This window comes from Cupriavidus nantongensis, from assembly GCF_001598055.1.
Taxonomy (GTDB): Bacteria; Pseudomonadota; Gammaproteobacteria; order Burkholderiales; family Burkholderiaceae; genus Cupriavidus; species Cupriavidus nantongensis.
The window spans coordinates 2,157,164-2,183,396 of record NZ_CP014845.1 but is presented as its reverse complement, the minus strand read 5'-3'; the positions used below and the strand labels follow the sequence as shown (position 1 = coordinate 2,183,396).

General features: G+C 67.6%; 25 protein-coding genes. 10 read left to right on the top strand and 15 right to left on the bottom strand.

The features are described from left to right. Window positions 1-326: 326 nt before the first annotated feature. Both A2G96_RS30655 and A2G96_RS30650 read left to right on the top strand, forming a co-directional pair. Window positions 327-881 (top strand): cupin domain-containing protein, encoded by a 555-nt coding sequence (locus tag A2G96_RS30655; protein WP_062803875.1) that lies wholly within the window; start codon window positions 327-329, stop codon window positions 879-881. Between the two features lie 126 nt (window positions 882-1,007). Then, a complete protein-coding gene (locus A2G96_RS30650; protein ID WP_062803874.1) occupies window positions 1,008-1,928 on the top strand; it encodes a dioxygenase family protein in 921 nt (306 codons plus the stop codon). Window positions 1,929-1,995: 67 nt separating this feature from the next. Here A2G96_RS30650 and A2G96_RS30645 read toward each other — a convergent pair whose 3' ends face one another. The 6 genes from A2G96_RS30645 to A2G96_RS30620 form a co-directional block, all read right to left on the bottom strand. Beyond that, window positions 1,996-3,177, bottom strand: coding sequence for an alpha/beta hydrolase family protein (locus tag A2G96_RS30645; RefSeq protein WP_062803873.1), 1,182 nt, complete (start codon window positions 3,175-3,177; stop codon window positions 1,996-1,998). A 155-nt stretch (window positions 3,178-3,332) separates the two neighbouring features. Beyond that, window positions 3,333-3,914, bottom strand: coding sequence for a VOC family protein (locus A2G96_RS30640; RefSeq protein WP_062803872.1), 582 nt, complete (start codon window positions 3,912-3,914; stop codon window positions 3,333-3,335). 14 nt (window positions 3,915-3,928) lie between these two features. Next, window positions 3,929-4,429, bottom strand: a complete 501-nt coding sequence (gene rraA, locus A2G96_RS30635; RefSeq protein WP_062803871.1) for a ribonuclease E activity regulator RraA — start codon at window positions 4,427-4,429, stop codon at window positions 3,929-3,931. 66 nt (window positions 4,430-4,495) lie between these two features. Then, window positions 4,496-5,479 (bottom strand): Bug family tripartite tricarboxylate transporter substrate binding protein, encoded by a 984-nt coding sequence (locus tag A2G96_RS30630; RefSeq protein ID WP_062803870.1) that lies wholly within the window; start codon window positions 5,477-5,479, stop codon window positions 4,496-4,498. 172 nt (window positions 5,480-5,651) lie between these two features. Next, a complete protein-coding gene (locus A2G96_RS30625) occupies window positions 5,652-6,686 on the bottom strand; it encodes a porin (RefSeq protein WP_082819164.1) in 1,035 nt (344 codons plus the stop codon). 98 nt (window positions 6,687-6,784) lie between these two features. Further along, on the bottom strand, window positions 6,785-7,723 hold the full coding sequence (locus tag A2G96_RS30620; RefSeq protein ID WP_062803868.1) for a fumarylacetoacetate hydrolase family protein: 939 nt from the start codon (window positions 7,721-7,723) through the stop codon (window positions 6,785-6,787). A gap of 295 nt (window positions 7,724-8,018) precedes the next feature. On the opposite strand from A2G96_RS30620, the gene A2G96_RS34210 reads away from it, so the two are divergent. From A2G96_RS34210 to A2G96_RS30595, 5 genes are all read left to right on the top strand, one after another. Then, the gene (locus A2G96_RS34210; RefSeq protein ID WP_062803867.1) at window positions 8,019-8,564 is read left to right on the top strand and encodes a cupin domain-containing protein; all 546 of its coding nucleotides are present in this window, start codon (window positions 8,019-8,021) and stop codon (window positions 8,562-8,564) included. 141 nt (window positions 8,565-8,705) lie between these two features. Further along, window positions 8,706-9,911, top strand: a complete 1,206-nt coding sequence (locus A2G96_RS30610; RefSeq protein WP_062803866.1) for an acetamidase/formamidase family protein — start codon at window positions 8,706-8,708, stop codon at window positions 9,909-9,911. Between the two features lie 87 nt (window positions 9,912-9,998). Continuing rightward, a complete protein-coding gene (locus tag A2G96_RS30605) occupies window positions 9,999-11,276 on the top strand; it encodes an MFS transporter (protein ID WP_231909707.1) in 1,278 nt (425 codons plus the stop codon). Between the two features lie 54 nt (window positions 11,277-11,330). Next, window positions 11,331-11,801: a GlcG/HbpS family heme-binding protein gene (locus A2G96_RS30600; protein WP_062803864.1), complete on the top strand. Its 471-nt coding sequence runs from the start codon at window positions 11,331-11,333 to the stop codon at window positions 11,799-11,801. Window positions 11,802-11,834: 33 nt separating this feature from the next. Then, entirely contained in the window at window positions 11,835-12,455 is a 621-nt protein-coding gene (locus A2G96_RS30595) for a glutathione S-transferase family protein (protein WP_062803863.1), read from the top strand. Between the two features lie 3 nt (window positions 12,456-12,458). Here A2G96_RS30595 and A2G96_RS30590 read toward each other — a convergent pair whose 3' ends face one another. The 5 genes from A2G96_RS30590 to A2G96_RS30570 form a co-directional block, all read right to left on the bottom strand. After that, window positions 12,459-13,313 (bottom strand): helix-turn-helix domain-containing protein, encoded by an 855-nt coding sequence (locus A2G96_RS30590; protein ID WP_062803862.1) that lies wholly within the window; start codon window positions 13,311-13,313, stop codon window positions 12,459-12,461. Window positions 13,314-13,469: 156 nt separating this feature from the next. Further along, entirely contained in the window at window positions 13,470-13,961 is a 492-nt protein-coding gene (locus A2G96_RS30585) for an Lrp/AsnC family transcriptional regulator (protein ID WP_062803861.1), read from the bottom strand. Between the two features lie 28 nt (window positions 13,962-13,989). Further along, complete coding sequence (locus tag A2G96_RS30580) at window positions 13,990-15,195, bottom strand: CaiB/BaiF CoA transferase family protein (RefSeq protein ID WP_062803860.1); 1,206 nt, start codon at window positions 15,193-15,195, stop codon at window positions 13,990-13,992. Continuing rightward, the gene (locus A2G96_RS30575; protein WP_062803859.1) at window positions 15,192-15,986 is read right to left on the bottom strand and encodes a citryl-CoA lyase; all 795 of its coding nucleotides are present in this window, start codon (window positions 15,984-15,986) and stop codon (window positions 15,192-15,194) included. The genes A2G96_RS30580 and A2G96_RS30575 overlap by 4 nt, the downstream gene beginning before the upstream one ends. Window positions 15,987-16,032: 46 nt before the next feature. Further along, on the bottom strand, window positions 16,033-17,382 hold the full coding sequence (locus A2G96_RS30570; protein WP_062803858.1) for an MFS transporter: 1,350 nt from the start codon (window positions 17,380-17,382) through the stop codon (window positions 16,033-16,035). 283 nt (window positions 17,383-17,665) lie between these two features. Between A2G96_RS30570 and A2G96_RS30565 the strand changes: the two genes are divergently transcribed. Together A2G96_RS30565 and mdeB are read left to right on the top strand one after the other, a co-directional pair. Continuing rightward, complete coding sequence (locus tag A2G96_RS30565) at window positions 17,666-18,337, top strand: GntR family transcriptional regulator (protein ID WP_062804223.1); 672 nt, start codon at window positions 17,666-17,668, stop codon at window positions 18,335-18,337. A gap of 216 nt (window positions 18,338-18,553) precedes the next feature. After that, window positions 18,554-21,250 carry an alpha-ketoglutarate dehydrogenase gene (gene mdeB / locus A2G96_RS30560; protein WP_062803857.1) on the top strand — a complete coding sequence of 899 codons (2,697 nt, stop codon included), beginning with the start codon at window positions 18,554-18,556 and terminating at the stop codon, window positions 21,248-21,250. Between the two features lie 40 nt (window positions 21,251-21,290). Here mdeB and A2G96_RS30555 read toward each other — a convergent pair whose 3' ends face one another. The 3 genes from A2G96_RS30555 to A2G96_RS34345 all read right to left on the bottom strand — a co-directional run bounded on the left by A2G96_RS30555 (window position 21,291) and on the right by A2G96_RS34345 (window position 24,604). Beyond that, on the bottom strand, window positions 21,291-21,968 hold the full coding sequence (locus A2G96_RS30555) for a hydrolase (RefSeq protein ID WP_062803856.1): 678 nt from the start codon (window positions 21,966-21,968) through the stop codon (window positions 21,291-21,293). Window positions 21,969-22,245: 277 nt separating this feature from the next. Further along, on the bottom strand, window positions 22,246-23,652 hold the full coding sequence (locus A2G96_RS30550; RefSeq protein WP_062803855.1) for an alginate export family protein: 1,407 nt from the start codon (window positions 23,650-23,652) through the stop codon (window positions 22,246-22,248). Between the two features lie 73 nt (window positions 23,653-23,725). Next, window positions 23,726-24,604: a fatty acid desaturase family protein gene (locus A2G96_RS34345; protein WP_470290497.1), complete on the bottom strand. Its 879-nt coding sequence runs from the start codon at window positions 24,602-24,604 to the stop codon at window positions 23,726-23,728. Window positions 24,605-24,704: 100 nt separating this feature from the next. Here A2G96_RS34345 and A2G96_RS34490 point away from each other — a divergent pair, with 100 nt between their 5' ends. Continuing rightward, window positions 24,705-24,779, top strand: a complete 75-nt coding sequence (locus A2G96_RS34490; RefSeq protein ID WP_082819192.1) for a twin-arginine translocation signal domain-containing protein — start codon at window positions 24,705-24,707, stop codon at window positions 24,777-24,779. Between the two features lie 223 nt (window positions 24,780-25,002). Here the strand turns inward: A2G96_RS34490 and A2G96_RS30540 are convergent, their stop codons facing one another. Next, window positions 25,003-26,181 (bottom strand): CaiB/BaiF CoA transferase family protein, encoded by a 1,179-nt coding sequence (locus A2G96_RS30540; protein WP_062803854.1) that lies wholly within the window; start codon window positions 26,179-26,181, stop codon window positions 25,003-25,005. Window positions 26,182-26,233: the final 52 nt, after the last annotated feature.

Sequence of the window (26,233 nt, the reverse complement as noted above, 5' to 3'; positions counted from 1 at the left end):
TATGAATGTAAATACAAATGCGAATAATTCGTATTTAAGAAAAGACCGAATGATGCCCATCCCGCGGGTGCGGCGTCAAGGCGCAAGGTTTGGGCGTCGTGGTGAAAGCAACGACGCGCGGTGCGGGCTTTGGCGGCAAGCATGGCCCGTTGAAAGGCCGGAATTCCGACCCGGCGCAGGCAGCGGCCCGGCGCAAAACCCGATACCGGATTGTTATGGCGCCCGGCGAAAAATGATGTTGGACTTGCCTGTGAGCGGTTCATAAAGTTGCACGAACAGAGGCGAACGCCTCTCGTTTTCCCAACTTCATGACACCGAGGAGCAATATGGATCCGACCCCACAGGAAATGGAAGCCACCCGCATCGCGCGCTGGGGCAAGGTCAAGCCTTACGGCGAGACCTTTATCGAAAGCCGCCTGCCCGGGATGAAGAAGAACATCTACAAGATCATGAATCGCGGCGTGCTCGAGAACAAAGGCGTCGAGCCGGCGATCCCGGGCAATCACCGCTTTGGCGTGACCTTCATCGAAATCCCGGTCGGGCAGGGCGCCAGCCTGCATGCGCACAAGACCGAGGAAGTGTTCTGCCCGCTGAACGGCCAGATGGAAGTGATCTGGGGCGAGAAGGGCCAGTATTCGCTGATGCTGAACCAGTGGGATGTGATCTCGTGCCCGATCGGCGTGATGCGCGGGTTCCGCAACCCCAACGACCACGCGCTGGTGGTCTACTCTGTGGTGGGCGGCACCGACGAAGAATGCGGCCGCATCGCCTGGCATCCGGACGTGGTCAAGGCAGCCGAGTCCACCGGCCTGGTCTACGGCGACGACGGCTACATCAAGGAAAGCGGGTCGGACCCGGCGCAGCCGCGCTCCGAAGGCTGACGACGTCCGCGGCGACCCGGACGCGTGGTCAACGAGCAGGCGCCTGCGGCATGCAGCGGGGCGTCACATCGACGCCCCGCTCCGCGCCAGATTCCATCCCCACTTCCCTCAGGAGCTGACCACACCATGACTTCTGCTTCCGTAGCCCGCGCAAGCGCCGCTTCCGCTGCGGCTTCCCAATCGATTCCCGCCACCCCCGAGGCGCTGCTGGAAGCCGTGCTCAAGGCCAATGCCGGCACTGCCGACGCGCGTACCCGCACCATTCTCGATGCGCTGATCCGGCATGCGCATGCGTTCGCGTCGGAGGTGCAGCTGACTTATGAAGAACTCCACGCCGGCCTGGACTTCATGGTCCGCATCGGCCAGGCTACCGGACCGAAGAAGCACGAGGGCATCCTGCTCGCGGATATCCTTGGGCTCGCCACGCTGGTGCTGCTGATGGATGCCAAGGCCGTGCTGGCCGCCGGCGGCACCGAGCCCGCGCTGATCGGCCCGTTCTGGCGCGCCAACCAGCCGGTGCGGCCCAACGGCGCGCATATCGCCACCCCTGACACTACCGGCGACCCGCTGACGGTGCGCGGCCGTGTGGTGTCGATCGACGGCACGCCCATCGCCGGCGCGCGCATCGAGACCTGGCAGGCCGCGCCGAGCGGCCTGTACGAGAACCAGGACGAGCACCAGGAAGACATGAACCTGCGTGCCGTGTTCGAGACCGACGCCGAAGGGCGCTTCTGGTTCGACAGCGTGCGGCCGTCGGGCTATGGCGTGCCGATCGACGGCCCCTGCGGCGAACTGCTGAAGCTGCAGAACCGCGACCACATGCGCCCGGCGCACCTGCACTTCATCGCCATCGCGCCGGGGCACAAGGTGCTGACCACGCAGATCTTCGATGCGCTGGACCCGTATGCCTTCAGCGATGCAGCGTTTGGCGCCGTGGGTTCCCTGCTGCGCGATTTCGAGCCGGATGGCAACGGCGGCTTCCGCCTGGATGTCGAGCTGAAGCTGGAGCCGGGCGAGACGCGCCTGCCCAAGCCGCCGCTGCCGTGATCCTTGCTGGCTTGCGCCGAAAACGCAAAGCGGCGGCCAGGTGCCGCCGCTTTGCCGCTTTGCTGGGTTATGCGCCAACCTTGCGCCCGGACCACCCTGCCACGATCTCAAGGCACTGCCGCATTTGCTCGGGCTGCTCGAGGTAGTAATGCGTGGCGCCTTCGATGCGCACGAATTCCTTGTCGGCGGTTGCCAGTGCCTCGAACACCTGCGGGTTGTGCGTGGCGGGCACCGCGTCGTCGGCGCCGTTCTCGATCTGCAGCACCGGCGTATGCCGTATGCGCGCCGCATTCACCGGGCCCTTGATGTTGGAATGGTCATACGACCATTGCGAGAGCCAGCTGCGCAGGGTCGAATAACGCGCCAGGCCCACCGGTCCCGAGTTGACCACGCGCGGATCGCCCAGATAGCACCAGTCCGCCTTGCGCCCGTTCGGGTCGATGCTGGTATCGCGCCAGCGCACATCGCACATGGTGCGATGCACGACGAAGCCGCGCTCCAGTTCCGTGCCGTTGCGTTTCAGCCGGGCCAGCATGTCGATGGCCCAGTCGCTGATGCGGCGGTTGCGTGCGCGTTGTGCCTGGCGGAAGCGTGCGATGAATTCCGTGGTGTACGCCGGCTGATGCGGACAGCGCGGGTCGTAGATATCGAATTCCAGTTCGCGCCGGTCGGGATCGAGTTCGTCGGTGACGGACGGGTCCAGCCACTCGGTCAGGGTCTCGGGCCGGCTCAGGTGGGCGGCGACGAAGATCAGCGCATCGGCCGGCATCAGGCGCGCCTGCGTCAGGTCGTACGGATCGCCGGCGGGCGTGTGCGTAATCGTTGGCTGCTCTGCCTGGGCCTGGTAGAACAGCGACAGCGCGCCTCCGCCCGACCAGCCCACCAGCACCACCTTCTGATAGCCGAGCACCTCGCGCGCATGGCGGATATAGGCGCCAAGGTCGAACGCCACCTTTTCCATGATCAGCGCGGTATCGTTCCTGGCGTAGCGGCTGCCGGCGCACAGCACATGCATGCCCGCTTGCGCCAGCGCGGCCGGCATCGGCATCAGCTGCAGCGTGGACGACGGGTGCATGAACAGGTAGACCACGCTGGACCGGGCGCCGCGCGGCACCAGCCGCTGCCCTTCCAGGAAGGTATAGCCCTGGCTGCCGGCAAAGCCGTAGGTCTCGGCCATGCCGGCCGGCTCCTGGAACTGGATGATGACCGGCAGCCGGTCGAACTCGTATTTGCGTGAGAGGTCAGGCATTGCGCATCTCGTGTGTGGTTCTGAATGGGAAGGGGGACGCCTGCGTGCGGATGTCTGCGCAAGCCGTGCAAGCATTGGCAGTCGCGGCCGCAGACAGGCGCCCATCGTCAATGGGCGCCACTGCCGGCCGGCGGGTGACTAGCGGCGTGGTGTGTTCAGCGGGATCCGGGCCCTTGCGCCGCCTGGCGCTGCTGCCGCGCCCTGGCCTTCTCCGCGACCCATTCCGCGCATTGGCGATGGGCGCTCGCGCGCGCTGCGCGGGCGTAGTCGGGGTCGCCGGCTGGCGTGGTCAGCTCGAGCCGTATGCCGTTGGGGTCGAAGAAGTAGATCGACTCAAGGAAATGATGGTCGGTCACGCCCAGCACTTCGACGCCGGCGGCGCGCAGCCGGTGGCAGGCCTGCAGCAGGTCTTCACGCGAGGCGACGCGCAGCGCCAGATGGTTGACCCACGGCGGGGTGTTCGGCGAAGGCAGCGCCGCCTGGTCGTCGCCCAGGTCGAAGAAGGCGATGCAGCCGCCGTCCTGCATCTCGAAGAACAGATGCGCATACGGGCAGCGTTCGCCGGTGCTGGGCACCACATCGGCGCGGACCATGTGGATCAGCGGCAAGCCCAGCAAGTCTTCATAGAAGTGGCGCGTCTCCTCGGCATCGCGGCAGCGCCAGGCGAAGTGGTGCAGGCCGTGTACCGGCACGCCGATGCCGGGCAACGGCGGCTCATGTTGATTGGGCACGGACATTGGCGTCTCCACGATCAGTAGTCCTGCGGCCCGCCCGCGCGGATCGGCTGCGGGCTGATCAGCACGGCGTCCGCGTCGCAATAGACCCAGTCGCCCGGCCGGAACGTCACGTTGCCGAAGTTCAGCGGGATGTCGTCGGCGGCGCCGGGCTGTTCGGCCGCATTGCGCAGCGCCGTGGTGCCCAGCGCCTTGACGCCGATATCGATGCCGTTGACGGCCTTGCTGTCGCGGATCACGCCGTGGATCACCAGGCCGGCCCATCCGTTGGCTGAAGCCAGCGCGGCGAGCCGGTCGCCAAAGACGCCAATGCGCAGCGAGCCGCCCACGTCGACCACCAGCACGCGCCCGGCGCCGGGCGCGGATAGCTGGCGCAGCACGGGCCGATGGTCCTCCTGCACGCGCAGGGTCGCGCATGGTCCTGAAAACTGCTCGCGCAGGCCGAAGCTGCGGAACTGCAGCTGGCAGACAAACGTGGTGTCGGGATGCTCGTCGGAAAGATCGCTGGTAGAGAACATGATCGTCAGGATGGGAGGGGATCGGGATGAGCAGGCGCAAGCAGCGCTGTAGCAAGGCCGCTGCGCCTAGTTGAGTGTGATGCCGGCCTTCTTCACCACCTCGCCGTATCTTGCATAGTCGTGGTGGATCTGCCGGCCGAAGTCTTCCGGTGTGTTGCCGACCGGGGCAATGCCCAGGTCGAGCATCTTGCTGCGCGTTTCCGGCTGGTCCAGCACCTTGCGGATTTCCTGCTGCAGGCGGGTCACGACAGCGGCGGGCGAGCCCGCCGGCGCAAGGATGCCTACCCAGGAATCGACGCTGAAGTTCCTGACCCCCGATTCCATCAGGGTCGGCACCTCGGGCAGCGAGGCGACGCGATGGCTGCCGGTCACCGCAATCGCGCGGACCTGGCCGTTCTTCACATACTGCGACACGCTCGCGACGGCCGTGCACAGCACCGGCAACGAGCCGCCGAGCACGTCGGTCAGCGCCTGCGAGCCGCCCTTGTAGGCGATGTGCTGCAGCGGGATGCCGGCCTGTTCGCGCAACAGCTCGCCGGCGAGATGGCAGGTGGTGCCGGTGCCGGAACTGCCGAACGGCAGTCCGCCGCCCTTGCTGGTGCGCGCGTACGCCACCAGTTCATTGAAGGTCTTGGCCGGTACGGCCGGGCTGGTCACGAAGATCAGCGTGGCATCGCCGATCTTGGTCACCGGCGCGAAGTCCTTCAGCACATCGAAGCGCGGCCGGGTAATGTGCGTGCCGGTCACGAGCGCGCCGTCGAAGCCCAGCAGCAGCGTGTAGCCGTCGGCACCGGACCTGGCCACGATCTCGGCGCCGATATTGCCCGAGGCGCCGGGACGGTTGTCGACGACCACGTTCTGGCCCAGCGACTGGCCCAGCTTGTTGGCCAGCAGGCGCGCGGTGGCGTCGGTAACGCCGCCGGGAACGAACGGCACCACCAGGCGGATGGGGCGGCTCGGATATTCCTGTGCGCCCGCCATGGCGGGCACTGCAGCGAGTATCGTCGCGGCGATGCCCAACAGGCCGGAGAGGATGTTCGGATAGCGCATGCGGTCTCCTGTCGAATTATCGTTCTGATGGTGGCGATACCACGCTGCGATCCATTCTAAGTAGCGGGGCGCGGCAGCATGTGCCGTTTGCATGGGCGATGCACCGGGCAAAGCGTGGATCGTTCCGCCTTGCCCGGCTTCGGGCGGCACGATGTGCCGCGCGCGGGCGGACTCAGAACTTGTGCCGCAGCCCTACGCCAAAGGTGTTGCCGGTGCCGGCGGTGGTCAGCTTGTCGTAGAGATAGTTGGCATAGACGTCGGTACGCTTGGACAGGTCATAGCTATAGCCGATCGCTGCCGTAGTGCGGTTGAAGTCATCCTGGATGCGGCGGTCGTTTTTGGTCCACGCGTAGCTGGCATTGAGCCGGCCCGGTCCGATCGGAGCCGAGATCCCGGCCTGGTAGGTATAGGTCCGCACTTCGGAGCGCCCGTTCTTCGTCATGTTGAAGGTGCCGAACAGCTTCAGCACCTTGAAGTCGTACGAAGCCCCCGTGAACAGCACCTTCTGGCTCGGCTCCAGCGCGGTGATGGCCGCGCCGGTCTTGGTGTGGTTGCCGCCCACGGCCAGGTCGAGCGGGCCGTTCTGGTAGCGGATCATGGCGCCCATGTTGTTGGTGCCATTGTTGGTCGCGGCCTCGCCCAGTCCATACATCAGCTGGAAGCTCAGCCCGCCAAAGCTCGGCGACAGGTAGCGCACCGCGTTGCTCCAGCCGGTATCGCCATGGATCAGGCGCCCGAAGGACGGGATCCAGTTCTGCACGTTCAGTGGCGAGAAGCGCGTCGAGCCGGCAAAGGGATTGAACTGCCCGGTCAGATAGAGCATGGGCGTGGAATTCCTGCCGATGCGCAGCTCGCCGAACTTGTTCGACGACAGGCCGACATAGGCGTTGCGTGCAAACATCGAGTCGGTCGGGCTGCGGCCCATCTCACCGGTGTCGGGACGAAAAAAGCTCTCGACGGCGAACACGGTGCTCAGGCCGCCGCCGAGGTCTTCTTCGCCGCCGAAGCCCCAGAACGGCGTGGTTTCGCCCCCGTTGTCGAGCTGCCAGGAACTGCGCGGCGCGCCGCTCGGCTTGACGCTGCCGACGTAGGTGTCGATCAGCCCATAGAGCCGCACTCCCCCGGCGTTTGCGGTGGCCGACGCCCCGAGCCCGGCGAGCAATGCAAGGGTCAGGCTGTGCTTCAGGCAATGACGTGCTTCCAACATCTTCTCCTCCACTTTCTCTTGTTATGAATGCGAAAAAGGAACACGACCGGCGCACAGGCACACAGCGCCGTGGGGCAGCAGGCAAGTGCCGCTTGCGGCTAGCGTTGGGCTCCCGGATGCGCTTCGTCCCCGACCACCGGGTTGCGCAGGATGCCCAGGCCGTCGATCTCCACCTCGACCACGTCGCCGGCACGCATGTGGACCAGCCCCGGCACCTTGAACAGGCCGTACTGGCGCGACAGGTCGCGGCCGGCCACGTCGTCGGGCTGCGGCTTGAGTGCGCCCGGCGTGCCCATCGCAATCAGGTCGCCGGGCCGCAGGTTGTAGCCCTGGCTCAGGTAGCTGATCACCCGGGCGACGCCGCACAGCATGTCGTCGAGCCGCGCGCGCTGGCGCACCACGCCGTTCAGGCGGGTCTGCACCGTGTGGGTGGCGGGATCGCCGAACTCGTCGGCGGTCATCAGCCAGGGCCCGTACGAACCCGAGGCTTCAAAGTTCTTGCCCAGGCCGAACTGGCGGTTGTGCACCTGGTACTCGCGCACCGAGCCTTCGTTGACGCAGGTGTACCCGGCCACGTGCTCCAGCGCGCGCTGCTCGGGGATGTAGCGTCCGGGCTTGCCGATGACGACCCCCAGTTCCCCTTCGTAATCGAACGCGCGCGCAACGGCTTCGGGCGGCGCCACGACCGCCTCGCCGGCACCGACATAGGAGGCCGGCGTGCGCAGGAAGAGATGCGGATAGTCGCCGTTGGTCTGCAGCCCGGTCTCGGCCAGGTGGCTCTTGAAGTTCAGCGCCAGCGCCCACATGGCATTGGGGCGCTCGAGAAACGGCTTGAGCCGGACCGAGTCCAGCGCGCGCTGGCCCACTGCGCCGGCCGCGGCATCGCGCAGGCGGGCGAGGCCGTGCTCGCTTTCCAGGATCGCGATCAGGCTGGAGGGCAGCTCCGGGGCGATCTCCGCGACCGCGACGAAATGCGTGGGGCTGGTGACGACGCCAAGCGCGGTAGCGTTGCCGTCCGCATAAGCAATGATCTTCATGTTGTGGGCTGGTGCATGCGGGTCGAAGGAAGGCGGAGGCCGGGATCGCGTGTTTGCGAGCCGGCAGCCCGCCGCCGTTGAGGACCCAGCGTAAGCGCGCAGCGCTCAATCGACGTGACCGGATAGCCCGCAGGTTTAACCGGCAGTCCAAAAATTTCGTGCGCGCGTGTCGGGCCCGGGCGCGCATGGCCGGTTAGGTCCTAGACTCGCGCTGCATCAGAAGCGGGCAGGCGATGGCGGGATCAGCCGATGCCAGTCCGGCATGCCAACAGTGCGACGCTCCAGGAGACAAGCCATGAAGACGGTCAGGCGGGTGGTGACAGGGTTGCAGCGCGGCAAGGCGGTGATCGCCTCCGACATCGAAGTGCCCGAACGCGCGCCGGCGCTTGCGGGCGGCGTGACCACGGTGCCGCTGTGGGGCGCGGCGGCAGCGCCCGCCGTGCCGAATCCGGGCGAACCGTCGGCAGCGCCGGCATTCTCGCCGCCGCCGGGCGGCTATCACTTCTCGGTCTTCAGCGTGCCGCCGCTGGCGGAGGTCCTGCGCGCGCAGCCGCCGGCCGATCCGGAACGGGCCAGGGAAGAGATGGAGCGGGACATTCCCGGGCTGCTGGAGCTGATGGACCCGGAGGTGCCGGGCATGCATGCGACTACGTCGATCGACTTCGTCGTGGTGCTGAGCGGAGCCATCACGCTCGAGCTCGACGGTGGCGTCGCGACCAACCTGCAGGCGGGCGATACGGTGGTGCAGAACGGGGTGCGCCATCGCTGGCTGAACCACGGGACCGAACGCGCCTGGCTTGCCGCCGTGGTGCTCGGCGCACGCGGCGCGGCGGCGCTCTGAAAATCGGACGATCTGATAAGCGGGGCGACGCGCCGGGCAGCGGCTGCCGCACCGCCGCAGTTATCGTGGAACCGATCGCCACGTGCGACCGCAACGCCGGAACCGGCAGCGTTCGGCCGGGCAAACCTTGGGGGAAAGCAAGTGACCACAGAGACAACCGATTTCGGCCAGATCGATGGCTCGGATGACGCCATCCGCCGGCTTGCGGCCGGGCTCAGCCGGCGCGGCATGCTGAAGTTTGCCGGCATCGGCGCGGCGTCGATGCTGGCGGGCGCGCGCGCCCACGCCGCATCGTCCCACGCAGCCGAGGGCGAGGGCGGCCACGTGCGCGTGTTCGACCCGAACCAGCATGGCAAGGTCCACACGCTGCGCTCCACGCCGCAGACGGTGCGCGTCGGCGAGATGGACCCGGCGGTGCCGCCGGTGCTCGAGATCGAATCGGGCGATGTCGTGCATTACCCCGACACGTGGGTGCACTGGGGCAATGAAGCGAAGTACGGCATGTCGTTTGCCGAGCGCAACGTGGTGCGCAAGCGCTATCCGCAGGGGCCGCAATCGCTGGTCGGCCCGGTCAGCATCAAAGGGGCAATGCCGGGCGATGTGGTCGAGTGCAGGATGCTGCGTCTGCGGCCGATCGACTGGGGCTGGAATTCGACGGTCAAGGGCATGGGGGCGTTGCCGGGGGATTTCCAGGAACCGTACCTGCATTACTTCCGCTTCGACGCCGAGCGGCGCTTCGCGGAATTCGCGCCCGGCGTGCGCATCCCGCTGGCGCCGGCGCAGGGCGCGATCGCAGCGCAGCCGGCCGGCGACAAGCCGACCAGCGCGTTGTTGCTGGGCGCCAATGGCGGCAATCTGTCGCTGCCGGCACTGGTCGAAGGCACCGCGCTGTTCGTGTCGGTGCAGGTGCCCGGCGCCCGGATGTGGACCGGCGACTCGAACGCCGCGCAGGGCGACGGCGCGGTCAACCAGACCGGCATCGAAACCGCGATGGAAGACCTGCGCATCCAGTACGTGCTGCACAAGCGCATCGCGCTGAGCGCGCCGGTGGCCGAAACGCCGACGCACTGGATCGTGCTGGGCTCGGGGTCAAGCCTGGAAGACGCGCTCACCGCCGGGCTGAGGCAGATGATCGGCTGGGTCAGCGCGGCGACCGGGCTGTCCTGGCACGACGTGTATGCGCTTTGCAGCATCGAAGGCGGCTTCCGCGTGACGCAGTACGCCAACCAGACCCAGAGCAACTACCGCTTCCAGTCGCCCAAGGTGGTGCAGGCCATGCTGCCGAAGCGCATCTTCAGCGCGGCGCGGCAGGCGCAGATATCGCAATCCCTGCGCGGCGGGGCCTAGTGCTTGCCAACGGGCCTGCAGTGCATCGCAGGCATTTTTCCTTGCCTCCTTCAATGCCCGCTACCAATGCCCGATAAGCCCGGGCGCATGACCATGGTCTCTCTTCAACCTGAAATCCGCGCCGAGCAAGCGGACGTTGCACCTGCAGCAGACATCGTGCAGCGGCTGCCCTGGCGCGTCTACGTGCTGTGCGGGCTGGTGGCCTTCCTCGACGGCTTCGATACCCAGTCCGTCGGTCCCGCGGCCGATTCCATGGCGGCGTCGATCGGCATCGACATCCAGGCCTTCGGCCCGCTCTTCAGTGCCTCGCAGATCGGCTTCCTGATCGGTGCCGTGACCTTCAGCGCGCTGGGCGACCGCTTTGGCCGCAAGCGGCTGCTGGTGGCCGGGACGATGCTGATCGCGCTCAGTTCGCTCGGCACCGCGCTGGCGGCTTCGTACAGCCAGTTGCTGCTGATCCGCATCCTGGCCGGCATCGGCCTGGGAGGGGTGGCGCCCAACTTCATCAGCCTGGCGTCGGAGTTCACGCCGCCCGCGCTGCGCGCGCGGGTGGTCACGCTGCTGTGGGCGGCGGTGCCGATCGGCGGCATGGCGGGCTCGTTCCTGAGCGCCTTCACGCTGGAGCGGTTCGGCTGGCAGGCGATCTTCCTGCTGGGCGGGGCGGCGCCGCTGCTGCTGGTGCCGGTGCTGGCGTGGCTGCTGCCGGAATCGCGCGAGGTGCGGCGCAGCGCCACGCCCGATGCCGGCGGCGCGCAGCGCGTGGCGCCGCTGCGCACGCTGCTCGGCGAGGGCCGCGGCACGGCCACGCTGTGGCTGTGGCTGGCCTGCTGGATGACCTGGACGGTGCTGGTGGTGGTGGGCGTGTGGACCCCGGCATTGCTGCAGCGGGCCGGCTGGAGCCTGTCGATGGCCGCATCGATGCTGGGCCTGCTCAACGCCGGCGGCGTCGCCGGTACGGTGCTGATCGGCGCCGCGCTGCGCTACGTGTCGCCGCAACGCGCGCTGATGGTGGCGCTGACGGCGGCGGCCGCATCGATCGCTTGCATTGGGGCGCTGGCGCACAGCTTCGCTGCCGTCGCCATCGCGGCCACCCTGGCCGGATTCTTCTCTTCCGCCGCGGGCGGGTCGTTGCTGGCACTGTCGGCAAGCCTCTATCCGGAGCGCGTGCGCGCCACGGGTGTCGGCTGGTCGATGGGGGTGGCGCGCATCGGCGCGGTGCTGGGGCCGGTCGGCGTCGGCCTGCTGGTCGGATGGCAGTGGCCGCCGGCCAGCATCTATGCCGCGATCGCGCTGCCGGCCGCCGTGGCCGCGGTGGCGGTATTGCTGCTGAGCCGCACCGCGACTTTCCGCACGGCGATCCGCTAGCCAACATGCCGCGATAGCTGGAAAGACTTCAAGACGTTGAAACACGAGAGACCCATGGACACCGAACAACATCCCAATTGCCTCACGCTGATCAGCTACCGCCAGGCCAGCCAGATCCTTGAAAGCGCCATGCGGCAGGCGCAAGCCCATGGCAGCGCACTGAGCTTTGTCGTGATCGACAGCGCCGGGCACCTGGTTGCCGCCGCGCGCATGGACGGCGCGCCCTTTGTCACGATGGAAGTGGCGCGCGGCAAGGCCTTTGCCTGCGTGGCCACCGGCGGGCAGTCGGGGCGCGCGCTGCGCCAGCGCTATGTGGACCATCCGATGGTGTGGGGCAATATCGCCTCGCTGGGATACGGCGCGCCGCTGCTGCCTGCGATCGGCTCGCTGCCGGTCTGGGTCGACGCAACGCTGATCGGAGCTGTGGCGGCAAGCGGCGGCCAGGCCGAGCTCGAGGAAGAGACGCTGACGCGCGCGATCGAGTCGATCGGCGGCTCGGTGACGCCGCCCGTGCGCGCGCAATAGCGCGCATCGCCATCACCATCGCAAGGAGGATCGATGCTGATTGTCTGGGGCCACCGTGGCTCGCCCAACGTGCAGAAGGTGCTGTGGGCCTGCGAGGAGCTGGGCCTGCACTATGTCCTGAAGGAGACCGGCGGTGCCGCCGGCGGCACGGATACGCCCGAATACCTGGCCAGGAATCCGAACGGTCGCGTGCCGACGCTCGAAGACGACGGCCATGCCATCTGGGAGTCGCATGCCATCCTACGCTACCTGGCTGCCAGGGATCCGCACGGGCGGCTGACCTCGGACGACCTGCGCGTGCGCGCCACCATCGATCAATGGATGGACTGGCAGTGCGCGCACCTGGCGCCGGCCGTGCGCGCGCTGGCGGTGCTCGTCGTCAAGCCGCGCAGTACGCCGCCCACCGCGCAGGAAATCGAGGCCGCGCGCGACGGCATCGTGGCGCTGCTGCGCCTGGCCGACCGCGCGCTCGGGCGGCGCGACTATTTCGCGGGCCAGCGCTTCACCATTGCCGATATCCCGCTCGCAATCAGCTACAACCTCTGGAAGATCATGGAGCCGGCGTGCGCACAGTTTCCGGCGCTGGACGCGTGGTACGCCCGCATCGGCCAGCGCGCTGCCTTCTCGCCGATGACGGGGCAGCGGCGCGTCTAGCGTTCACTGCCGCTCCAGCAGCGCGACATCGGTCGCGCGCCGGCGGAATTCGCTCGGCGACAGCGCCATGTGCCGGGTGAAGAAGCGCGTGAAGTTGCTGTGGGTGCCGAAGCCGAGTTCGTCGGCCAGGTCGGTCAGCGGCCGGTCGGTGGTGGCAAGCCAGCGCGTGGCGATGCCCAGGCGCAGGCTGTCGATGTAGTGCCGCGGCGAAACCCCGGTACAGCGGCTGAACTGCGCAAAGAAATGCGAGCGCGAGATGCCGGCCGAGCGCGTAATGTCGCCGACCTTCGGATTCTCGGCAGCGTGTTCGTGGATATAGGCAATGGCCTTGCGGATGCGGCGGTCGCTCGGCCGCGCATGGCGCAGCGCCGCGCCCGCGGCATCGAGCTTCGCATAGTGCCGCACCACCGTGTCCACCACCGCCTTCAGGCGATCCTCGCACAGCCCGGGCGATGCCAGCGAGCGCATCGAGATCGCGGCCACCAGCAGCTTTACGGTTTCGCGCAACTCGTCGACCCGCGCGACCCGCGGCGCGGGAAACAGGTGATCGAGGTGCGGCGCGGTGTGCGGGAATTCGCTCGCGAGCCAGCAGGGGTTCAGGAACAGCGACAGGATCGTGGCGGGACCGTTGTCGCTGGGATGCTTGGCGTGCACCACCCACGGATTGAGCAGGACCACCGAGTCGTCGTCGACCGACAGCGAAGCCTCGCCCGACTGCAAGGTGGTATCCGCGCCGCTGAGCTTGATGATGACGTTGAACTCGCGATGGGCGTGCTCGACAATGGGCTGCTCGGTGGTGTTGATCGTGGCACGCCCGAACTCGCCCTGAAGAATCTGCGCCGGGTACCGCTCTGCCATCTGCTGCTCCTGTTGGTTCAGTCGTTCGGCCCGCCTGCGCAGGGCAACCGCCCCGCGATCCTGCTGCGGCCGGCATGGCCGACGTGAATGTACCGGGGGAGTGTGGCGGGCAACAATTGGGGTTGCTGCGGAGACCGCGGCAAAGCGCGCGTGCGGCTAGCGTCCCTGCTTCTTCTGCACCGGCTCGGGCAGCGGCAGCGCGGTCTGGTACTTCACCTGCTTGAGCGCAAAACTGGAGCGGATGCTGGCCACGCCGGCCAGCCGCGTCAGCTTGTCGACGATAAAGTGCTCGAGCGCCTGTACTTCGGACACCAGCACCCGGATCAGGTAATCGGAATCCCCGCTCATCAGGTAGCACTCCATCACCTGCGGCAGCGCCAGCACGGCGCGCTCGAACGATTCCAGCCCGGCGCGCGTCTGCTTCTCCAGGCTGACCTGGATAAACACGTTGACGTTGAGGCCAAGCTTGCGCGGATCCAGCAGCGTGACATGCTTGCTGATCAGCCCTGACTGCTTCAGCGCGCGCACGCGCGCCAGGCAAGGCGATGGCGACAGGTTGACGCGCGCGGCCAGCTCCACGTTGGTGAGGCTGGCGTCGCGCTGAAGCTCGGACAGTATCCTGAGGTCGATTTTGTCGAGTTCGATCATGGGGGGATCATGGTTGACCGCAACCGCCTCAGCCGGGCGTAGTGCCGGCGGGCTGCCGGTGATAGTCGACGACGGTGCGCGAAGCGAGCAGCTGCTCGATACGTGCCGCGTCGAAGCCGGCCTCGCGCAGCAGTTCGACCGAGTGCTCGCCGAATGCGGGCGGCACGCGGAAGCCGCTGCCGTTGTCGCCATCGTAGCGGATGGCGCGGTTGGCCGCACGCACCGCGCCATACTCGGGATGCTCCATCTGATAGAAGATGCCGAGGTGGCGCACCTGCGCATCGTCTTCGAGTTCGTCGAGGCGCAGCTCCGGCGCCGCCGGCACATCATGCTGCTGCAGCCGCGCCATCCAGGTGTCGCGATCGGCGGTGGCGAACACGGCGCCGAGTTCGGCGGCAATGGCGTCATAGCCCTGCACGCGGCTCATGCGGTCGGGATAGGCCTGCGCCAGGTCCGGGCGCTCGATCGCGTCGAGCAGGCTTTGCCAGAACTTCTCCGGCGACGACAGGTGAATCCCGATGCGGCGCCCGCACCGGCACGTGACCAGGTACGACTGCGATTTCGACGCGCGGCTGAAGAACTCCGGCGCGCTGCCATAGGCAGACAACTGCCCCAGCGGCTCGGTCGCCAGCGCGATCATCGCTTCGAGCATGGACACCTCTACCTTGCGGCCGCGCCCGGTGGTGGCGCGCTCCACCAGCGCTCCGAGGATGCCGATGCAGGCGTAGACGCCGGAAATGGTGTCGGACACCGGCGGCCCGGGCACGCGCGCATCGGTGCCGCGATGGAACATCGACATCCAGCCGGACAGCGCCTGCCCGACGTTGTCGAACGCGGGGCGATCCGCGTAGGGGCCGTCGGCGCCAAAGCCCGTGATCGAGCAATGCACCAGCCGCGGATTGACCTGGTGCAGGTGTTCCGCGTCCAGCCCCAGCTTGGTGTCGCTGCCGGGCCGCATGTTCAGCAGCAGGACATCGGCGTCGCGCAGCAGTTGCTGCAGCACTTCGCGGCCATCGGGCGTGGCGAAGTCGAGCGCCAGCGAGCGCTTGTTGCGGTTATGGGATTGGAAATGCCCGGCATACATGCCGCCGTCGAAGGTGCGGAACGGGTCGACCACCCGGGGCGATTCGATCTTGATGACCTCGGCGCCGAGCTCGCCCAGCAATTGCGCGGCCAGCGGCGCGGTGATGAAGCGGCCGATCTCGATAACGCGGATGTTCTGCAGGATTTTCATTGCGGCTCCTTCGGCACGAGGTGCGACGATGCTTCTTCTTCGGTGCGCACCCATAGCGTATTGGCGATGGGGTGTTCGATTTCCTCGGCCAGGTGGCCGAGCAGGCCGACTGCGCGGCTTACCACCGCCAGTCCGCGGCACAGCTTCCACGACAGGCCGAGTTCGGAGGCGATGGCGCCGATGGCACCGGTCGCGTTCACGGGCAGCTGGCCGGGCTTGCCGAAGGCGCGCTCGGCCTCTTGCGAGATCGCCTGCATCAGCGCGACATAGGGTCCGGCCAGGCCGTTTTCCTCGGCGATGGCGAACAGCCGGACGGCCCGCGGGTCGACCGGCTTGTGCACGGGGTGGCCGATGCCGGGCACCGGCAGCCGTTGCTGGCGATGCTGCTGCACGATGCGCGCGGCGGTCCCGGCCACGTCGTATTCGCGGGCCGTGCCCAGGGGCAGCGCCTCCTGCAGCAGGCGCGCCGCGCCTTCGGCCGTGCCGGCGAAGGTGGTGCCCATGCCGCACAGGCCGGCGGCGATCGCGGCCTGCATCGATTCCGGTGCGCCCAGGTAGGTCAGCCGTGCCACCATCGCCGAAGGCGTCATGCCGTGCTCCACCAGCACTGCCAGGATGGCGTTGAATACCGTCGACTCGGCGGCGTCCGGCTTCCTGCCGGTGACCTCGAGAAAGGCGAAGTCACCCAGCGCGAGCTGGCCCAGAACGTCCTGGCACAAGTCCAGTCCGCGCACCGTGATGCGGTCGGCCGTGCTCCAGCCCATGTCCGATCGCAAGGCTTGTGTTCCCATGGTGTCTCCTGTCTGAAAACGTTGGCGGGCCGGAAGGCATCCGCGCTCAGCGCCGCGGCGCGTCGGCCGAGACGATGGCGCGCGGCAGCAGCAGGATCAGCGCGCAGCACAACAGCAGGCAGGCACCGAGCACGTAGGTGCCGCTGTTGACACTGCCCGTGACGTTCTTGGCGACATTGGTGATCATGGCGCCGGTGATGCCGGCCAGGCTGCCGACCGAGTTGATCATGGCCAGCCCAGCCGCGGCCGCCGCGCCGGTGAGCGCTCGCCCCGAGAAGATCCAGAACAGCGGCGCCACGCCCAGGATGCCCGCTGCGGCGACCGAGATCAGCAGCAGCGACAGCCCCAGCTGGCTGGCAAAGGCAGCGCTCAGGATCAGGCCGATGCCGGCGCACCCCGCCGGAATGGCGGCATGCAGGCGGCGTTCGCCGGTGCGGTGCGAGTGCATGGCATTGGCGACGATGAATGCGCCCGCTACCACGTATGGCAGCGCGGACAGCAGGCCGACGTGGTAGACGTTGTCGAGGCCGGTCGCCTGGATGATCGACGGCAGCCAGAACGAGAGGCCGTAGAAGCCGGTGTTCATGGTCAGCAGGATCGCGCACAGCAGCCAGATCACCGGGCTTTTCAGCGCCGCGCCGAAGTTATGGGCCTTGTGCGCGTTCTCGGTGGCCAGGTTGCGCTGGATCAGCGCCTTTTCCTCGGCGCTCAGCCAGCGCGCCTTGTCGACCGAATCGGTCAGGCAGGTCAGCACCACGATGCCCAGGATCACTGCGGGCAGGCCCTCGATCAGCAGCATCCATTGCCAGCCGCGATGGCCCAGCGTGTCCTGCATGTTCTGCAGGATCCAGCCTGATACCGGCCCGCCGATGCAAAGGCTCAACGGCAGCGCGAACATAAAGCCGGCCAGCACGCGGTTCTGCTTGTGCGACGGGAACCACTGGTTCAGGTACAGCACGACGCCGGGGAAGAAGCCCGCTTCGCATACGCCCAGCAAGAAGCGCAGCACATAGAACACGTTCGCCGGCGTGGTGTGGAACAGCGTGGCCAGCGGCCCGATATACATCATCGAGATCGAGACGATGCCCCAGCTGATCATGATCCGCGAGATCCAGCGGCGCGCGCCGACGCGGTGCAGGATCAGGTTGCTCGGCATCTCGAACAGCACGTAGCCCCAGAACAGCATGCTGGCCGCCAGCGCATAGACGTTGTCGGTCAGGTCGAGGTCGCCGAGCATCTGCAGCTTGGCGAAGCCGATATTGACGCGGTCCAGGTAAGAGACCACGTAGCAGACGAAGAACAGCGGCACGGTGCGCCAGAACACCTTGTCGTAGGCGGACTTCTCGAGATCGGGCAACACCGCCTCGATCGGGCTTTGCTGGATGCTTGCGGTCATCAGTGTCTCCGTTGTGTCTCGAGGCCGGCTTGTCGTATCGCCCGCTCTTTTGCTCGACGTTAATGTAGGACAATTCAAGTCGGCGCGCGGCTGTCGTATGGGATGACGATACGCCGCGTGAAGCGGAAAGACGCCAGCGGTGTCGTTCGACAAGCGAAAGCCGCCGGCACATCATGTAGCGGAAACGCAGCTTGGGTTTGCAGTAGCGCTACGATGTTGTAGGACAATAATGTTCGCCAGCGTCGGATACAATCAGGGTTATCGCGAGCACAGCCCCTTTCCCATGACCAATCCCTCCGCACCGCCACGCAACACGCTCGAATATGTGGTCGATACGCTCCGGCAGGCCATCCTCAGCGGACGCCTGGTGCCGGGCCAGCGCCTGGTCGAGGCCGACCTGACGCGCGAGCTCGGCGTCAGCCGCGGTCCGGTGCGCGAATCGTTCCGCCGGCTGTCGGCAGAAGGGCTGGTCGAGAGCATCCCGAACCAGACCACCATGGTCAGGCGCTACACGCACGCCGAGATGAAAGAGCTGTTCGAGATACGTGCCGAACTCGAAGCGCTGGCGGCGCGGCGCACGGCCGGGCGCATGGACGAAGCCTGCGTGCGCGAGCGCTTCCTGAACGCGACCCGGCCGATCTGGGAAGACCACCATGGCATCAGCCCGGCGGCCTACTTCGAAGAGAACCGCCGCTTCCACCAGGCCATCGCCGACGAGTGCGGCAATGCGCAGCTGACGGATTTCATCGGCCGCCTGCAATTGCCGATGATCATGTTCCAGCTTGGCAATGCCATCCACGGCGAAGCCTTGCAGGAGTCGGTCAACGAGCACCGCCTGATCGCGCAGGCCATCGTCAGCGGCGATGCCGACAAGTCGGCACAGCTGATGCGCGAACACCTCAGGCGCGCCAGCGACTTCATCGACCGCCTGCCGGCGGATTCCTTCAGGCGGTAAGCGCGGCGGCGGGCAACGGCGCCATCGCGCCTGCCCCCGCGCCTGCCCCCGCGCCGGCATGCGCTGCGGGTGAATCGCGCGTGCCGCAGCATCGTTGCGCGTGAATCGCGCTTGCCGCAGCGTCATATGCCGTCACCCGCAACCTGCGCGTGGAAAGTCGGCACCTCGTGCCGCAGGCCTCTCCATAGAATAAAAAAAAGCCTACGGAGACCTTCCATGACCAACCTCGCCTCCCCTCATTCCCGCCTGCTCGCGCTGGCCGCGCGGCAGCACGATGACGATCCCCAGGAAACGCAGGAATGGCTGGAGGCGCTGGAAGCCGTGGTGGCGCAATGCGGGCAGCAACGCGCGCGCTACCTGCTGGGGCGGCTGCTCGATGTCGCGCCCGGGCTCGGGGTATCGACGCCCGCGCAGGGCAATACGCCATACGTCAACACCATCCCGGTCGAGCGGCAGCTGCCTTATCCCGGCGATGCCGCCATGGAGGAGCGCATCACCGCCATCGTGCGCTGGAATGCGCTGGCCATGGTGGTGCGCGCCAACAAGGCCTATGGCGAGCTGGGCGGCCATATTTCCAGCTATGCCTCGGCCGCCGATATCTTCGAAGTCGGCTTCAATCATTTCTTCCGCGGCGCCGACGCCGGCAACGGTGGCGACCTGGTCTATTTCCAGCCGCACTCGGCGCCCGGGGTGTACGCGCGCGCCTACCTGGAAGGGCGCCTGTCCGAGGCGCAACTGGACAATTTCCGTCGCGAGTCCGATGGCAAGGGGCTGTGCTCGTATCCGCATCCGTGGCTGATGCCTGACTTCTGGCAGTTCCCGACCGGCTCGATGGGCTTGGGGCCGATCCAGGCGGTGTACCAGGCGCGCTTCATGCGCTACCTGGAGCATCGCGGGCTGCAGGCGACTTCGGGCCGCCACGTCTGGGGCGTGTTCGGCGACGGCGAAATGGACGAGCCCGAATCGATCGCCGCGATTCCGCTGGCCGCGCGCGAGAAGCTCGACAACCTCACCTTCGTCATCAACTGCAACCTCCAGCGCCTGGACGGCCCGGTGCGCGGCAACGGCCAGATCGTGCAGGAACTGGAGGCGCTGTTCCGCGGCGCCGGCTGGAACGTGATCAAGGTGCTGTGGGGCAGCGCATGGGATCCGATCTTCGCGCGCGACCACAGCGGTGCGCTGCTGCGCGCCTTCGCCGCCACCATGGACGGCCAGTTCCAGACCTACAAGGCCAAGGACGGGCACTACGGGCGCAGCCACTTCTTTGGCCAGAACGAAGAACTGAAGGCGCTGGTTGCGCACATGACCCCGGAGGAAGTGGCCGCGCTCAATCGCGGCGGCCATGACCTGCGCAAGCTGTATGCGGCCTTTGCCGCGGCGCGCGACCACAAGGGCCAGCCCACCGTGATCCTGGCCAAGACCGTCAAGGGCTATGGCATGGGCGATGCGGGGCAGGCGCAGAACACCACGCACCAGCAGAAGAAGCTCGACCTCGATGCACTGAAGGCATTCCGCAGCCGCTTCGGGCTGGACCTGTCCGATGCCGACCTCGAAGCGATGCGCTTCTATCGGCCGGCCGACGACAGTCTGGAGCTGCGTTACCTGCAGGCACGCCGCGCCGCGCTGGGCGGCTACCTGCCCGCGCGCCGCTGCCGCGCCGACGCCGTGCCGGTGCCGCCGCTGGCGCAGTACGGGCAGTTCGCCGTCAACGCCGGCCAGAAGGAAATGTCGACCACCATGGCGATGGTGCGCATGCTGACCGCGCTGCTCAAGGACAAGACGCTGGGCCCGCGCGTGGTGCCGATCGTCGCCGACGAGGCGCGCACCTTCGGCATGGCCAGCCTGTTCCGCCAGGTCGGCATCTATTCGTCGCAGGGCCAGCTGTACGAGCCCGAAGACGCCGGCTCGATGCTGTACTACCGCGAGGACGTCAGTGGCCAGATCCTGGAGGAGGGCATCACCGAAGCCGGCGCGATGTCGTCGTGGATCGCCGCCGGCACCGCGTACAGCACCCATGGCACCGCCATGCTGCCGCTCTACATCTATTACTCGATGTTCGGCTTCCAGCGCATCGGCGACCTGGTCTGGGCCGCCGGCGACCAGCGCGCGCGCGGCTTCCTGGTCGGCGCCACCGCGGGGCGCACCACGCTCTCCGGCGAAGGCCTGCAGCACCAGGACGGCACCAGCCATGTCATCGCCGCGACCATTCCCAACTGCCGCGCCTATGATCCGGCCTACGCCTACGAGCTGGCGGTGATCGTCGACGCCGGCATGCGCGCGATGATGGAGCGGCAGGAAGACGTCTTCTACTACCTGACCGTGATGAACGAGAACTACGCGCAGCCGTCGATGCCGGCCGGCGTGGAGCACGACATCGTGCGCGGCATGTACCGGCTCGCGCAAACCGAGGGGGGCGGGCGCGGCAAGGTGCGGCTGCTGGGCAGCGGCGCGATCCTGCGCGAGGTCGAAGCCGCGGCGCGCATGCTGGCCGAGGACTGGCAGGTCGACAGCGACGTGTTCAGCGTGACCAGCTTTTCCGAACTCGAGCGCGAAGCGCGCGAGGTGGCGCGGCAACGCCTGCACCAGCCCCACGCCGACATCGCGCCCAGCCATGTGGAGCAATTGCTGGCCGGCAATGCCCCGGTGGTGGCCGCCACCGACTACGTGCGCGCCTATCCGCAACTGATTGCCCCTTATGTGCAGGCGCCGTACACCGTGCTGGGCACCGACGGCTATGGCCGCAGCGACAACCGGCCGTCGCTGCGCCGCTTCTTCGAGGTGGATCGCGCCTATGTGTGCGTGGCGGCGCTGCGGGCGCTGGCGTCGCAGGGCACGGTGCCCGTCGAACTGGTGGCACAGGCGCTGGCACGCTACGGCATCGACGCCGGCAAGCCGGCGCCGTCGATGCAGTGAGAGGGCGCGGCGCGCATTGCGCGCGCCGCGCACGCCTCTGTCAGCGCGCCGAGTCCAGGACTTCGCCGTCCTTCTGCACCGCCTGTGCCTTCATGTAGCTTTCGATCAGCAGCTGGTACGCCGGGAAGATCTTGGTGTAGATCTCGGCCCATTGCTGCGCGTCGTCGCGATGCCAGGTGCGTTGCAGCTCGGATGCGACGGCGGCCGTATCCATCGGCACCACACCGGCCTGCACCACGCGCGCCAGCGTGATCTCCTGCGCCATCTTCGAGTACGTGCCAGAGGCATCGACCACGGCAAAGACCCGGTAGCCGTCGGCCACCGCGCTGATCGACGGGAACGCCATGCACACGCTGGTAATGGTGCCGGCGATGATCAGGCTCTTCTTGCCGGTGGCTTCCACCGCGGCGACGAAGTCGGGGTTGTCCCACGCGTTGATCTCGCCCTTGCGCGCCACATATTTGGCATGCGGCGCGTTCTCGTGGATCTCCGGGATCAGCGGACCATTCGGGCCTTGCGGCACCGACGCCGTGGTGATGACCGGCAGCTTGGACAACGTCGCCATCTTGGCCAGCGCCGCGGCGCGCAGGCGCAGTTCCGGCATCGGCATGTCGCCCACGGTCTGGAACAGGCCGCTCTGGTGGTCGATCAGCAGCATGGCCGTATCGTCGGGATCGATGGCCGGTCGCTTGCCGTTGAAGTTCGCAGGGCTGCTCATGGTGGATCTCCTTTGGAAGAGGGGATGCGTCAACGTCGGCTGAAGGGATGACTGCCGCTGGCTGGTCCCGGCATCGGGGACATCGCGTGCTCGCGCGGGTGAGATTGAATCTAGGAGGTCGGCGCGCAATCCGCAACCATTCAGCCGCACTGCAGTCGAGGGCATACTGCCCTGCATGGCGATGGCGGTCGATACCGAATGCTGATGGCGACCGAATAAAAAAGTGATTGGATCTGGTCGCCGGCTCGGCATAACGTTGTGGATTCGGAAGGCGCGCTCAGAACGTATAAGCCGCCGACAGGTACGTGAAATTGGTATTGCGCCCACCCGCCGTGCGCAGCACCGGCGCTACCTCCACATGCACCAGCCCGGCATTGACGGTGACATGGCGATCCACCTGCCAGAACACGTCGAAGGCGAGCTGGCTGCCGGTGTAGCGGCCGGGACGGCCCGCGGTGCCGGCGATGGGGACGGCGGCGGCGGTATAGACCGCATCGCCGGTGGTCTGGCGCCAGATGAAGTCCCACGACACCGTCAGGCGCAGCGATGCGGTGGGCCTGAGCGTCAGCGACGGCTGCAGGTCCACCACGTTGGAGGCGCCGACCAATCCGGCCTGGTTGAAGTAGGCCAGCTTGGGGAAGAGCCCGCCATAGGTGCCGAGCCGGCCGTCGGCCGGATCCTTGTCGCCGCTGCCGGCGGTGGCCTTGATGCCGGCGCGCGCTTTCCATCCGCCGATGGCGAAGGCATAGCCCGTATCGGTCGAGAAGCCCCAGGCGCGCAGGTCTTGCCGGCCGAAGCTGCCGAACTGCGCCAGCGCCTCCCAATCCCAGTCCCAATTGCCGAGGCTGCCGAAAACGCGCCCGCCCACGGAATGGCGGCGCTCCACGCCCGCGCCGATGCTGTACAGCGCGCGGCTGTTCTCGAAGCCCAGGTAGTACAGGTCCACGCCCGATGCCGGCACGAAGCTGCGCGGCAATGTCGTGTACACGCCCCAGAAGCCCTGCGCATGATTGGGGTGGTCATCGAAGTTGCCGGCCTTGAGCAGCACGGGCCGGGTGGCGAAGGCGTCGATGCGGACGTCGCTGGCCTGCCCGCCGAGGCGCACGCCGTCGAAGGCGCGGCGCACGTTCGGCGCGTCGCGCACCGACACCAGCCGCTGCGCGCCGAACGCCATTTCCTGCCGGCCCACGCGCAGGTTGGGATCGGCCGCCGCGTTGCCGGACAGCGGCAGGCGCGCGTCGACAAAGGCCTGCTGCAGGTCCAGCCGGTCTTCATACGGCGGCACGCCCAGATCCTTGCCTGCGGCAAGGTGATTGCCCAACTGGATGAAGGCGCGCAAGCGTTCGCCGGCATGCAGGTCGGCGTGCAACAGGATGCGATGCAGCAGGTAGCCGTCGGCGTCTGGGCCCGGCGTGCCGAAATTCGGTGCCGAATAGTGCTCGAAGCGTTCGCGGATCTCGCCGCCCAGGCTCAGGTAGGTATCGGGCGCGCCGAGTGGGATGTACTTGATGGGATCCCACCGATCGCGGCGCGTCGCGTCAGCGCCGGCGCGCTGCAGGTAGCGGTAGTCCTCCTCGTAGCGCAGGGGCTTGTAGGCAGGCGCGCCATCTGCTGCCGGCGCCTGCGCCAGCGCGTTGGCCGACACGGCGAACAAGGCGAGCGCAAGCGCGGGATGACGGGCCAAGGGGATGCTCGCTGCGTTAGGTTTGGCTGCGGTCTGGCTTTGTTTCGACATCCGGGGCCGCGCCACCGACCCTTCAAGCCAACATAGCACGCCGCGCCGGCAACGCAAGCCGGATCCCGCCAGGTTGATGCCCCGGCGCGCGCAGTGCGGCTATTGTTTTGATGCGGCCACGCGCAGCATCGCCAGGTAGCCCGGCTTGATCTCGAGCCTGGCATCGAGCCCCCTTGCCTGCAGCAACTGGTGCAGGCGTGCCAGCCGGTAGCACGGCACGGACGCCATCATGTGATGCTCGGCGTGGTAGTTCACCCAATACGGCGCCAGCAGCGCGTTCGATCCAGCCGGCCCGGGTGGTGCGCGCCACACGCCACGCATCACCCGCGGGCAGCACCGAGTGTTCGGCAATATTGCGGATGCGCGTGACGGCCTGGAACCAGGTCAGCAGCGGCAGCAGCCACAGCAACGGGTAGAGCCACCAGAACCCGGCCGCGGCCAGTGCCGCCAGCATGATCGCGTTGACCAGCAGCGGACGGCCGAGCCTGGCCAGGAATGTGGCCCGCCGCTCGCCCACCGGCATGCCGGCGGTGCCGGCGGCGCCGCGCAGCTGTGCCAGGCGCTGCCTGAGCCCGGTGCGCCCGCTGAGGTCGCGCAGCAGCTTGCGCCGCAGGCTGGCGCGCGTGGTCGGGAAGGGCGCCGACAGCGGCAGGTCGGGATCGCGTTCGGTCTGGGCGTGGGCGTGATGCTGCAGATGGTAGCGGCGATAGGCCAGTGTTTCGGCGCCGACCGGATAGGCGCACAGCCACTGGCTGAGCCACAGGTTGAGCTTGCCGTTGACCGCCAGGCCGCCGTGCGCGCCTTCGTGCATCAGGATGGCAAGCCCGAGCTGGCGCGAGCCGATCACCATGATCGCCAGCACGATGGTGAGGGGGTTGGGCAGCAGGGCCACCAGTGCCATCATCGCGGCGATGGTGGCCCAGCAATGGGCAATCATGCCGATGCCGCGCCAGGTTGAGCGGGCGCGGACTTGCGCGATCTCGTCCGGGCTCAGGTAGGGCGTGAGGTTGACGCGGCGGTCGGCGCTGTCGCGGTCTGGAGCAGGGGCTGCGTGCATGGGTCTTCCTGTGTGCTGAGGTCCGAGCTGGCGAATGCCGTTCGGTCAAGGTATCGAGTCCTGACGTCATTCCCGCGCAGGCGGGAATCCAGCGTCGTTCACATCCCCTTCGGGGATAAAGTCGCCAGCTTCCCGCCTGCGCGGGAACGACGGTGGTTCGGTGAATGGCATTGGCCAAGCGGGCGCTTATTGCGCCGGACCCTGCCGTCGATGTCGTACCGCAATGTCCGGAATGCCATGGTCTACCTCTGCGCGATGTGTGCCGTGCCGTTGGCCAGCGCGGCATCGATCTGTGGTGGGGTGAAGCCGAAATGCGCCAGTACGGCACGGGTATGCTCGCCAAGCGCCGGTGCCGGGCCGGGTGGCTGCTGCCGGGTGTGGTTGAAGCGGGCAACCGGCAGTGGCAGCGTGGTAGGCCCGGTGCTGGCGTGGTGGTGCGTGGCCAGGAACTGGTCGGCGGCAAGCTGTTCATGGCTGCCCAACTGCGGCGAGGTCCGGGCGATGCCGCAAGGCACGCCGGCCGCGCGCAGCCTTGCCACGGCCTCGTCCGTGGTGAGCGCGGCCAGCGCCTTGCCGCCGAGTTCGCGCAGCGCGTCCCAGTGCCGAAAGCGCGAGGGCATGTCGCAGAAGCGCGGGTCGTCGAGCAAGGCCGGCACCGCGAGCGCCTGGGCCCAGCCTTCGAACTCCGCCTGCGACAGCATCACGATCACCACCCAGCCGTCGCGGGTGGCCCAGGGGCGGTAGACCGTGGCGAGCATCGACGGCGGCGGCGCCATCCGGAAGGTCTCGCGCGCATGCACGTCGACCCAGCCAAAGGCGACGGCGGCCTCGAGCATGGACAAGTCGACCACGCTGCCGTGCCCGCTGTGGGCGCGCTCGAACAGCGCGGCGCTTACCGCCTGCGCGGCATACAGGCCGGCGATCTTGTCGCAGATGTACTGCGGCAGCAGGTGCGGCACGCCGTTGTCGTCGCGCATCGCCATGCCGGACTCGGCCTGCAGGATGGGGTCGTACGCGCGCTCGCCGCGGCACGGCCCGTCCTGGCCGAAGCCGCTGATGCGGGCAATCACCAGGCCCGGATTGCGCGCGTGCAGCACCGCCACGCCCAACCCGAGCCGGTCCATCACGCCCGGACGGAAGTTATGGATCAGCACGTCGGCGCTGCCGGCCAGCTGCATGAGCATCGCGACGCCGCCGTCCTTGCCCAGGTCCAGCCCCACCGACTCCTTGCCGCTGTGCAGGAACGCATGTGCGGAACTGAACTGCGGCGCCGCGATGACGCCGAGCATGCGCGCGCGGTCGCCTTCGGGCGGTTCGACCTTGATCACGCGCGCTCCTTGCTGGGCCAGCAGCTGGGTCGCGAAAGGCCCGGCGACAACGCTTGTAAGATCGATGATGGTCAGACCGTCCAGCGGGCGCATGGGGCTTGTCCGGTGATGGTGATGTGGCAAACTATAGAAAACGATGCAAAAA

What these genes read in the sequence shown, in the direction of transcription:
- A2G96_RS30655 (WP_062803875.1), top strand. Translation starts at nt 327, where the DNA reads ATGGATCCGACCCCACAGGAAATGGAAGCCACCCGCATCGCGCGCTGG.
- A2G96_RS30650 (WP_062803874.1), top strand. Translation starts at nt 1,008, where the DNA reads ATGACTTCTGCTTCCGTAGCCCGCGCAAGCGCCGCTTCCGCTGCGGCT.
- A2G96_RS30645 (WP_062803873.1), bottom strand. Translation starts at nt 3,177, where the DNA reads ATGCCTGACCTCTCACGCAAATACGAGTTCGACCGGCTGCCGGTCATC.
- A2G96_RS30640 (WP_062803872.1), bottom strand. Translation starts at nt 3,914, where the DNA reads ATGTCCGTGCCCAATCAACATGAGCCGCCGTTGCCCGGCATCGGCGTG.
- rraA (WP_062803871.1), bottom strand. Translation starts at nt 4,429, where the DNA reads ATGTTCTCTACCAGCGATCTTTCCGACGAGCATCCCGACACCACGTTT.
- A2G96_RS30630 (WP_062803870.1), bottom strand. Translation starts at nt 5,479, where the DNA reads ATGCGCTATCCGAACATCCTCTCCGGCCTGTTGGGCATCGCCGCGACG.
- A2G96_RS30625 (WP_082819164.1), bottom strand. Translation starts at nt 6,686, where the DNA reads ATGTTGGAAGCACGTCATTGCCTGAAGCACAGCCTGACCCTTGCATTG.
- A2G96_RS30620 (WP_062803868.1), bottom strand. Translation starts at nt 7,723, where the DNA reads ATGAAGATCATTGCTTATGCGGACGGCAACGCTACCGCGCTTGGCGTC.
- A2G96_RS34210 (WP_062803867.1), top strand. Translation starts at nt 8,019, where the DNA reads ATGAAGACGGTCAGGCGGGTGGTGACAGGGTTGCAGCGCGGCAAGGCG.
- A2G96_RS30605 (WP_231909707.1), top strand. Translation starts at nt 9,999, where the DNA reads ATGACCATGGTCTCTCTTCAACCTGAAATCCGCGCCGAGCAAGCGGAC.
- A2G96_RS30600 (WP_062803864.1), top strand. Translation starts at nt 11,331, where the DNA reads ATGGACACCGAACAACATCCCAATTGCCTCACGCTGATCAGCTACCGC.
- A2G96_RS30595 (WP_062803863.1), top strand. Translation starts at nt 11,835, where the DNA reads ATGCTGATTGTCTGGGGCCACCGTGGCTCGCCCAACGTGCAGAAGGTG.
- A2G96_RS30590 (WP_062803862.1), bottom strand. Translation starts at nt 13,313, where the DNA reads ATGGCAGAGCGGTACCCGGCGCAGATTCTTCAGGGCGAGTTCGGGCGT.
- A2G96_RS30585 (WP_062803861.1), bottom strand. Translation starts at nt 13,961, where the DNA reads ATGATCGAACTCGACAAAATCGACCTCAGGATACTGTCCGAGCTTCAG.
- A2G96_RS30580 (WP_062803860.1), bottom strand. Translation starts at nt 15,195, where the DNA reads ATGAAAATCCTGCAGAACATCCGCGTTATCGAGATCGGCCGCTTCATC.
- A2G96_RS30575 (WP_062803859.1), bottom strand. Translation starts at nt 15,986, where the DNA reads ATGGGAACACAAGCCTTGCGATCGGACATGGGCTGGAGCACGGCCGAC.
- A2G96_RS30570 (WP_062803858.1), bottom strand. Translation starts at nt 17,382, where the DNA reads ATGACCGCAAGCATCCAGCAAAGCCCGATCGAGGCGGTGTTGCCCGAT.
- A2G96_RS30565 (WP_062804223.1), top strand. Translation starts at nt 17,666, where the DNA reads ATGACCAATCCCTCCGCACCGCCACGCAACACGCTCGAATATGTGGTC.
- mdeB (WP_062803857.1), top strand. Translation starts at nt 18,554, where the DNA reads ATGACCAACCTCGCCTCCCCTCATTCCCGCCTGCTCGCGCTGGCCGCG.
- A2G96_RS30555 (WP_062803856.1), bottom strand. Translation starts at nt 21,968, where the DNA reads ATGAGCAGCCCTGCGAACTTCAACGGCAAGCGACCGGCCATCGATCCC.
- A2G96_RS34345 (WP_470290497.1), bottom strand. Translation starts at nt 24,604, where the DNA reads ATGGCACTGGTGGCCCTGCTGCCCAACCCCCTCACCATCGTGCTGGCG.
- A2G96_RS30540 (WP_062803854.1), bottom strand. Translation starts at nt 26,181, where the DNA reads ATGCGCCCGCTGGACGGTCTGACCATCATCGATCTTACAAGCGTTGTC.